This window comes from Accumulibacter sp. (assembly GCF_029255145.1).
In the GTDB taxonomy this organism is placed as follows: domain Bacteria; phylum Pseudomonadota; class Gammaproteobacteria; order Burkholderiales; family Rhodocyclaceae; genus Accumulibacter.
In genome coordinates this window covers 1-7,856 of sequence record NZ_JAPUVQ010000025.1, presented here as the reverse complement: position 1 = coordinate 7,856, position 7,856 = coordinate 1, and the positions used below count along the sequence as shown (strand labels likewise).

The 7,856-nt window shown below is 60.2% G+C and carries 7 protein-coding genes; 5 read left to right on the top strand and 2 right to left on the bottom strand.

Features of this window, described 5'->3' with window-relative positions; all coding sequences use genetic code 11:
- Positions 1-515 precede the first annotated feature (515 nt).
- From Q1L50_RS02000 to Q1L50_RS01985, 4 genes are read left to right on the top strand one after another with little or no spacing between them, the layout of a single operon-like run.
- Positions 516-932: a hypothetical protein gene (locus tag Q1L50_RS02000; protein WP_300335512.1), complete on the top strand. Its 417-nt coding sequence runs from the start codon at positions 516-518 to the stop codon at positions 930-932.
- A 32-nt stretch (positions 933-964) separates the two neighbouring features.
- Positions 965-1,222, top strand: a complete 258-nt coding sequence (locus Q1L50_RS01995) for a hypothetical protein (protein WP_300335511.1) — start codon at positions 965-967, stop codon at positions 1,220-1,222.
- Positions 1,222-3,039, top strand: coding sequence for a conjugative transfer system coupling protein TraD (gene traD / locus Q1L50_RS01990; protein WP_300335509.1), 1,818 nt, complete (start codon positions 1,222-1,224; stop codon positions 3,037-3,039). The genes Q1L50_RS01995 and traD overlap by 1 nt, the downstream gene beginning before the upstream one ends.
- On the top strand, positions 3,036-3,653 hold the full coding sequence (locus Q1L50_RS01985; protein WP_300335508.1) for a DUF4400 domain-containing protein: 618 nt from the start codon (positions 3,036-3,038) through the stop codon (positions 3,651-3,653). Before traD ends, Q1L50_RS01985 begins: the two co-directional genes overlap by 4 nt.
- A gap of 531 nt (positions 3,654-4,184) precedes the next feature.
- Here Q1L50_RS01985 and Q1L50_RS01980 read toward each other — a convergent pair.
- Positions 4,185-4,373 carry a hypothetical protein gene (locus tag Q1L50_RS01980; RefSeq protein ID WP_300335507.1) on the bottom strand — a complete coding sequence of 63 codons (189 nt, stop codon included), beginning with the start codon at positions 4,371-4,373 and terminating at the stop codon, positions 4,185-4,187.
- A 129-nt stretch (positions 4,374-4,502) separates the two neighbouring features.
- Complete coding sequence (locus tag Q1L50_RS01975) at positions 4,503-6,530, bottom strand: hypothetical protein (RefSeq protein ID WP_300335506.1); 2,028 nt, start codon at positions 6,528-6,530, stop codon at positions 4,503-4,505.
- A 145-nt stretch (positions 6,531-6,675) separates the two neighbouring features.
- Here Q1L50_RS01975 and Q1L50_RS01970 point away from each other — a divergent pair, with 145 nt between their 5' ends.
- The gene (locus Q1L50_RS01970) at positions 6,676-7,281 is read left to right on the top strand and encodes a hypothetical protein (RefSeq protein WP_300335505.1); all 606 of its coding nucleotides are present in this window, start codon (positions 6,676-6,678) and stop codon (positions 7,279-7,281) included.
- Positions 7,282-7,856: the final 575 nt, after the last annotated feature.

Genomic DNA, 7,856 nt, shown 5'->3' with positions numbered 1-7,856 from the left:
TCCTTGCACTCCTAGCGACGCTTGGTCTATGCCATACGAAAATTATGGCCTTCGAAATAAAGTGCTACTCGCAATTCCGGAATTCTACCTACATTCCCGGCCGGGATCAGGAAATCTGAAATTACTTGAATTTACTTGTTTACTACTTGTAGACCCCCCTCAAACCCTTGCCACGCAAGGCCTGTAGCCGAGGTCGTGAGACAGGTTTCACGTCGTTATGAGACAGGTTTCACGTTAACTGAGACAGGTTTCACGTGGATAACTTTTCCCCTCCTCTGGAAGCCCCTTGTAGCCTGGGTTTGCGGCGAATGGCGTTTGAGACAGGTTTCACGTGGATAACTTCTCTGAGGGGCGATTTCTGTGGATAACTTTTTCCGAAAAGCGGCCAGAAAGGACGCTTTTCAGGGCCTTGCATTTTTTCAGCCATCCGTAGAATCGTTCTGGATAGCGTCTCGATCGGCGCCGCTCGCGGTGGAGCGGGACGTTGCAGGGCGCTCATTACGGAGGAGGAGAACATGCGCAACGAACAAGCCGGCCTGATCACATCCCTGGCGTCGCCTTGCTGGCGCCTCTTGAGTCTTCGTGGTGACTGGAAATGCATGCCGGATTCGGCAGGCTTCGTCTGGTTGGCTATGGGCGCGACACTTCTCGGCGGCCTGACGGAACAGCTCGTCAGGGGCAGGTCGCTGGACGTAGCCATCGTCAGCGCCCTGGTCTGGCTGGGATTCATTCTCGCCGTGTCCAGGCATGGCGGGATCTTCAATCGTCGGTTTGCCAGCGCTCTCGCCCTGCTGTCGATCGGAATCGAGGGGCTGCTGGTGCTCACGATCTGGATTCCAGCTGCCGAATGGCCGGTAGCGATCTGGGCCGGCGTTGCCGTCATGCACCTGCTTTTCCAGGACAACGACGCGGGTGCGGCGGCAGGGCGCTGACGCCGGTTAGCATCAAGCGCCGTCAGCCTCCGATGAAAACGCCGGTCATCGACCCGAGTGCAATGATGCGCACAGGATCGGGCGGCCAGTTCCATGAGCCGCTGCTTCTCAGGGATGAGTGCGACGCCGATCGCTGGCCCGACCTGGATCAGTCCATCGCCTTCGCCGCGCCGACGACCGAGCCCGACCAGACGTTCGATCCTGCGAAGCGGGTCACGGCATACGCCCAAACGCGCGACAGACGAAAGCGCGCCGGCCATCTGTCGGCGCCATCGTCGAGCAGCGTGTGATGGCCGCCTCTTCTCCCTACGACATCGAGGTTCCGTGGCGCCCCAATTTTGAAGCCAAAATGGCTCTGGTCTGGGCGCTCGCGTCGGCCATGATCATCGCTTTCTCCTGGGCGGTTCCGTTGTTCTCCCAGTTCTCGGCGCTGCTCGCCGTCGGATGTGCTCTGGCCGCGGCTTGCCGCGGTTACCAGGCCTACCAGCGGCTGCTCGATGCCTCGCGTCTGCGCTCGTTCGGCAAGGCGTTCATTGATCTCGGGGAACTCGAAAAGAAGGCCCTCCAGGCCGCTCAACGGCAGGCGCTCTGGCTGGGAACAGGGTTTCCCTGGACCGACATCGAGGCGAGCAAGCTGCACACCCTGATTTCACTCGGCGTCGTCAGGACGCTCGGCAAAGCCGCCCAACAGACCGAGGGCGCCTACTGGGTCCATGGCCTCGCTCCAGAAAACGATCTCTATTCGGAACTCGCCCACCTGGTCGGGCACACCCTGATCGTCGGCACGACCCGTGTCGGCAAGACCCGCCTGTTCGATCTGCTCATCGCCCAGGCGATCTTCCGGGGTGAGACGGTGATCATCATCGATCCGAAGGGTGATCACGCGCTGGCCAGGAATGCCCGCGCCGCGTGTGACGCCAGCGGGGCAGGGGAGCGCTTCGTGTATTTTCATCCGGCGCATCCCGACCGGTCGGCGTGCATCGATCCCTTGCGCAACTGGAACCGCAAGACCGAACTGGCCAGTCGCGTGGCGGCGTTGATCCCCTCGGAAACCGGTGCCGACCCGTTCACCGCCTTCGGCTGGAAAGTGCTCAACGACATCACCAACGGCATGATTGCCACCGGCCATCGGCCGAATCTGGTGCAACTACGACGGTACGTTGAAGGTGGCCCCGAAAGCCTTCTGCAGCGGGCGTTGAAAGCTCACTTCACCCGCCAGGTGAAGGACTGGGAAAGCCTTGCCTCGTCCCATATCCGGCGCTACAAGGATCGGCTGCTGGAAGCCTACATCGACTTCTACCGGGAGATCGCCATCCATGAAGCGCAGTCCGTGGATCTCGATGGCTTGATCTCGACCTACGAGCACAATCGCGAGCACTTCCAGAAGATGGTGGCGTCCCTGATCCCGATTCTCTCGATGCTCACCAGCGACCCCCTGCAGGCGCTCCTCTCACCGGACTTCGAGCCCGGCCACGAGCGGCTGGTGACCGACATGTCGAAGATCATTCACGGCAACAAGGTGGTCTATATCGGTTTGGATTCGCTGGCCGACTCGACGGTGGGCAGCGCCATCGGCTCCATCCTCCTGGCCGACCTCGCCGCCGTGGCGGGCGACCGCTACAACTACGGGATTGATTCGCTGACGCCGGTCAATCTCTTCATCGACGAAGCTGCCGAGGTTCTCAACCAGCCGGCCATTCAACTCATGAACAAGGGCGGCGGCGCGGATTTTCGGGTGACCATCGCCACCCAGACCTTTGCCGACTTTGCCAGCCGACTCGGCGACGAAAACAAGGCCCGTCAGGTGCTCGCCAACACCAACAACAAGATCGCCCTGCGCGTTCTGGATTCCGAAACGCAAAAATACCTGGCCGAAGGCATGCCGCAGATCAAGGTGCGGTCGATGGCCCTGCGCTACGGGCACAACGTCGATAGCCACGTGCAGGACGAATACACCGCGTCTTATCAGGAACAGATCATGGAGGCGGAGGCGGAATTCTTTCCGGCGGCGATGCTGGGTGAGCTGCCGCCGCTGCATTTCATCGCCCGCCTTTCGGGCGGCCGGACGCTCAAGGGGCGGTTTCCCATCCTGCTGACGCAGCCATGAGGCCTGCGCGCACCGACAACGCCTGGAGTACCTTCGTTGCCGTCGCGCTGTTTCTGCTCATGGCGGCTACCTGGGCGTTCATTCCGCCGACGGCGATCCGCAATGCCTGGATCGCCGAACGGGCGGAGGTCTACGCGATTGCTGGCAAGGGTGAAAGCGATGTCTACGGCCGTACCCTGGACGATATGGAAAAATCGCTGGCGTCGGATTTTCGCAGCTTCATCATCGACGCTCAATCGACAGGGCAGGGACCCTTTGGGAGTTCCGACCTCAGCGCTTGGGCGCAGGGCCGGATCGTCGCGACCTGGTTGTGGATCGGCCTGGTCGCCTACCGCCTGCAAGTGTTGATGGGATGGCTGGTGCCAGGCATCCCCTTGGTGATGGCGGCCTACAGCGACGGCCAGCTCGTGCGGGAAATCCGGAAGTATTCCTTCGTGGCCCAGAGCCCGATCCGACACAGCCTCGGGGTGCGCGTGCTGTGGGGCGTTCTGGTGGGGCTTGCCGTCTGGATGATCATGCCGTTGCCGATGCCCTCGCTGCTGCCACCCTTGTTGATCGTCTCGATCTCGTACGCCCTCTGGCTGTGGGTGAGCAATTTGCAGAAGCGGCTCTGAGGCGATTGCCTGAGGGACAGGTCAGCTTCGTCAGGGCGGTACGGCCAGCACAAGGGGGGCGTGATTGACGGTTCCTGTCGTGGCCCAGCAAGACCTTTTGAGGCCGCGCCAAATGTCCTATGCTTTTCAATTGATGAGAAAAGAACAGCAACTACCCACTGGTGCCGACACCATTCGGCGCTACCTCTGCCTGGACGGCCTGCCGGGCTCAGCCATACGGTGGCCGGCCACCCCTCTCAGCACAGTCGGTTTCGCCCGAATGCCTCCACAAGATCTCGGCAGGCGTCTGCAACATGAAACAGCGGACATGCCCGGAATTGGCTTCGGGCGTGCAGCCCACGCTGGCGACTTCCCGTCTCGGTAGCACTTGATATGAACGGCGGCAATCCTCCCCCGTTCATGGGCTATCTGCCACCCGTGGTGGACGGCACGCTGCTGGAACTGATGAACATGTCTTACCCGGACTATCCGCCGCGCGCCGGCAGGACGGGAGCGCAGCTTTCAGAGTCCCGGCTACTGGCGCTCGATTCGCTACGCCTGTTCTTCAAGGAAAAACCGCATCAACGCGCGGCCGAGATCGTGGGGGAAGCCGTGCTCAGGCAGACACCGTTCTGTCTTTATCTGCGCAATTTTGGCCTCGGTCCACGCGTCTATGGCGCGCGCAACGACCCGTACGGACTGCCGCAGGTGGTGACCCTCGCCGGGCAGTTCGACAACCACATGCAGCGGCGCCTCCAGGCGGCGGTGGAACCATCTCTGCCCGTGGTGGGTATCCAGAACCCAGCGGGACAGAGCGGGCCGCTGCCGGCATTCGTCCTGGCAGACGAGGATTGGGAATCGCTGGCAGCTTTACTGGTCCGCAACGCGGGCATGATCGTCATGCACTTCCTCGGCTTCACTGCGGGCGTGCTGAAGGAATTGGAACTGATCCGTGCGGCGGGCAAGCAGACGTCGACGCTGGTGGTCATCGAGCAGGAGGACCCATTCGCCGCGTTGAAGGATGCGGCATTGCTCACCGGCGCCAAACGCCTGGAGCCCGTGTCGATAGCGGGATCGCTCGACGACTTTCCTCATCGTCTGCTTCGGCAAGGCGACGACGGTTGGGAGGCAGTGCAGGCGAAGTTGGCCGCGATGGCGCGCGAACCGCATGCGCCGCCGGTAGATCGCGCGTTGTCTTTGCCGCCCGAGTTTCTGCCACCCGAGCCGCTGCGCAATTACTGCACCGATCGGGCCACCGAGGAATATGACAGGGCGCATCAACTGATGGACGAGAAGCGTTTCGATGAAGCCGAGGACGTCCTCTATCGCGCGGTCGCCTACGCGCACTGGGCACGATATCCGCTGGGCCGCGTGATGACCTTGACGGCACTTGGCCAGTTTCTGAGACTTTTTGCTTTCGTCGAACAATTTCTGTGCAGCCACCTCGTGGACATCGTCGTCTGTGTCCTCGAGGACAATCTTGGCGAGGACATCCTGGTCGGTAAGCTTCTCTACGGCCGCCTGGCGGACACTGCGGTCTTCGTCCCTGGTGGCAATCCTCGCGAGCAGGGTCTGGTCGGTAAGCACCCTTGTGGCCCAACGTCGGACATCGCTGTCTTCGCCCTCGGTGGCGAGTTTGGCGACGAGGGTCTGGTCTGCAAGCTTCTGTATGGCGTACATTTGGAGAAGAAAGTAGTCGTATGTGTCCTCGGTCGCGATTTTGGCGATGAGGGTCTGGTCGGTAAGCCTATCGGTATCGGTGGTAAGCGCGGTAGACCAGCCAAGCGTATCGTAAAGCTTCTCCGCGGCGGCCCTTCGGACATCGCTGTCTTCGTCCTCGGTAAGCTTCTCTGTGGCGGCCTTTCGGACATCGCGGGTTCTGCCCTTGGTGGCGATATTGGCGAGTAGAGTCTGGTCGGTAAGCTTCTTCGTGGCGGCCCTTCGGACATCGCTGGATTCGTCCTCTATGGCGATATTGGCGAGTAGGGTCTGGTAGGTAAGCTTCTCTGTGGCGGCCTTTCGGACATCGCTGGTTCTGCCCTTGGTGGCGATATTGGCGAGTAGGGTCTGGTCGGTAAGCTTCTTCGTGGCGGCCATTCCGACATCGATGGATTCGTCCTCTATGGCGATATTGGCGAGGAGGGCCTGATCCGTGAGCTTCCCCACGGCGCTCCGTCGAATCGACTCATCTTTCGCTTCGACGGCGAGTTTGGCGAGGGGGGTCTGGTCTGTAAGCTTCTTCGCGGCGACCCTTCGGACATAGATGTCTTCGCCCTCGGTGGCGAGTTTGGCGAGGAGGGTCTGGTCTGCAAGCTTCTGTATGGCGTAGATTCGGAGAACAATGTTGTCTGTGTCCTCGGTCGCGATTTTGGCGAGGAGGGTCTGGTCTGTAAGCTTCTTCGCGGCGGCCCTTCGGACATCGCTGTGTTTGTCCTCGGTCGCGAGTTTGGCGAGGAGGGTCTGGTCGGTAAGCTTCTCTGTGGCGACCTTTCGGGCATCGCTGCTTCTGCCCTCGGTAGCGATTTTGGCGATGAGGGTCTGGTCGGTAAGCTTCTTCGTGGCAGCCATTCCGACATCGCTGGATTCGTCCTCTGTGGCGATTTCGGCGAGGCGGGCCTGATCCGTGAGCTTCTCCACGGCGCTCCGTCGAATCGACTCATCTTTCGCTTCGAGGGCGAGTTTGTTGAGGAGCGCCTGATCGTTGAGCTTTCCCACGGCGCAGCTGCGAACAGATACATTTTTAGCTTCGGCGGCGACCTTGGCCAGGATGGTCGTATGGGTTAGCCTCTCTACGGCCGCTAAACAGAGTGCTTCCTTTTCGACTTCAAGGGCAAGCTTGGCCAAGAGGCTTTGGTCTGCAAGTATCGGAAGAGCCTCTTCCAGAAACGCGTAATCCATGCTCTTGATTGCGCGCGAGACACGGAAACTTGCGAAAAGAAACATACGAACTCCCCAATTAAGGATAAGAAACCTAAGCCGGCGAAGCCGGAACCAAACAGGTGAAACGTGTCGTCGTAGCGAAAACGAGTAATCGGAGGCGATCATGACGACGATGTTGACAGATCGATATCGTGATCGGCTGGCCGGGACACCGTCCTGCTACGACCGGATAGTGATTACGGGAACCTTGCCGGGGGCGTGCTACGCGGCGGGGATGACGAGTTTTCTCAACGCCAGGCACATCCGCATCTTTGACTATCCTCGCTTTGCCGAGCCTCTGCGGGAGCGCATCCGCTCCGGCGCGCAAGCGCTGGCGGCGGCCCAAGGGGCGCAAATCGAGCATATTGCCAAGGCACACATTCGCAAGGAAGAGGTGGTTGCTGCCGTGATCAAACGGCGCGGCGATCATCCCGGCCTGGTGCAAAGCAACCTCAAAGGGGTCAGAGACATTTCCGTTTACACTTCGGATACTTTTCGTGTTGCCCATTGCCCGTCCCCTCAGAATCCGAGGTCCTGCCGTTCCGTTCTCCATGCTACTTCTCCAGCTCACTATCGCTCCGAGGTTTCAGATCCCATCGACGCAAGACCTCCTCTGATACAGGGTACGGCTTTCAGGCCAAGCGAAGACACGGCTTCGTTCAGGGTGGCGATGGTGGACGTTGGCGGAAGTTCCTGCGCCACGAGCGCGGCATCGAACGGCAGGCGATAGAAAGCGCTCAGGCTACCGAGAAGCCAATTGATTTCACGATGACCCACCTCCAAAAGTGCTGACATTTGTTTGTCTTTGTTGCTTATTGTTGTCAGGTCAGCAAAAGTATAGGAGGCGGATCGGGCGGTGTAAATCGGTAGTCCGGTCAAATCACCGGTATCCGTGAGTGCGGTCAGCCGATTTGATGTTCCGATGTTCACGTACGGTGATGGTCGCGGCGGATATGCGACACGGATCAAGTGCCGCCCGATCATGGACGACAGTCGGGCAAGAGCAGCCCAGGCGAGTAGATCCTGGGGCTCTGCCCCAGACCCCGCACTCGCCGTGGGCGGGGTTTTCGGGGACAGACCACGGTTTCCCTTTGTGAAGACCGTCCAATAACGACGCCATCTAACGCCTCCTGATATCACCCTCCTGACCCCGCCAGTCGAAAGGCTCGCGGGGTTTTTCACTGTCGCGGCCAACCTGAAACTGGTCGCCATCCGCTGGCGTGAAACTGGGTGTTCTTCGAGGCTTTGATGTAAAGCTGGTTTTTCTTCGCTGTTTGGGTCTTCTTTGGTTTTCTTTCCAGATCG

What these genes read in the sequence shown, in the direction of transcription:
- traD (WP_300335509.1), top strand. Translation starts at nt 1,222, where the DNA reads ATGGCCGCCTCTTCTCCCTACGACATCGAGGTTCCGTGGCGCCCCAAT.
- Q1L50_RS01985 (WP_300335508.1), top strand. Translation starts at nt 3,036, where the DNA reads ATGAGGCCTGCGCGCACCGACAACGCCTGGAGTACCTTCGTTGCCGTC.
- Q1L50_RS01995 (WP_300335511.1), top strand. Translation starts at nt 965, where the DNA reads ATGAAAACGCCGGTCATCGACCCGAGTGCAATGATGCGCACAGGATCG.
- Q1L50_RS01975 (WP_300335506.1), bottom strand. Translation starts at nt 6,530, where the DNA reads ATGGATTACGCGTTTCTGGAAGAGGCTCTTCCGATACTTGCAGACCAA.
- Q1L50_RS02000 (WP_300335512.1), top strand. Translation starts at nt 516, where the DNA reads ATGCGCAACGAACAAGCCGGCCTGATCACATCCCTGGCGTCGCCTTGC.
- Q1L50_RS01970 (WP_300335505.1), top strand. Translation starts at nt 6,676, where the DNA reads ATGACGACGATGTTGACAGATCGATATCGTGATCGGCTGGCCGGGACA.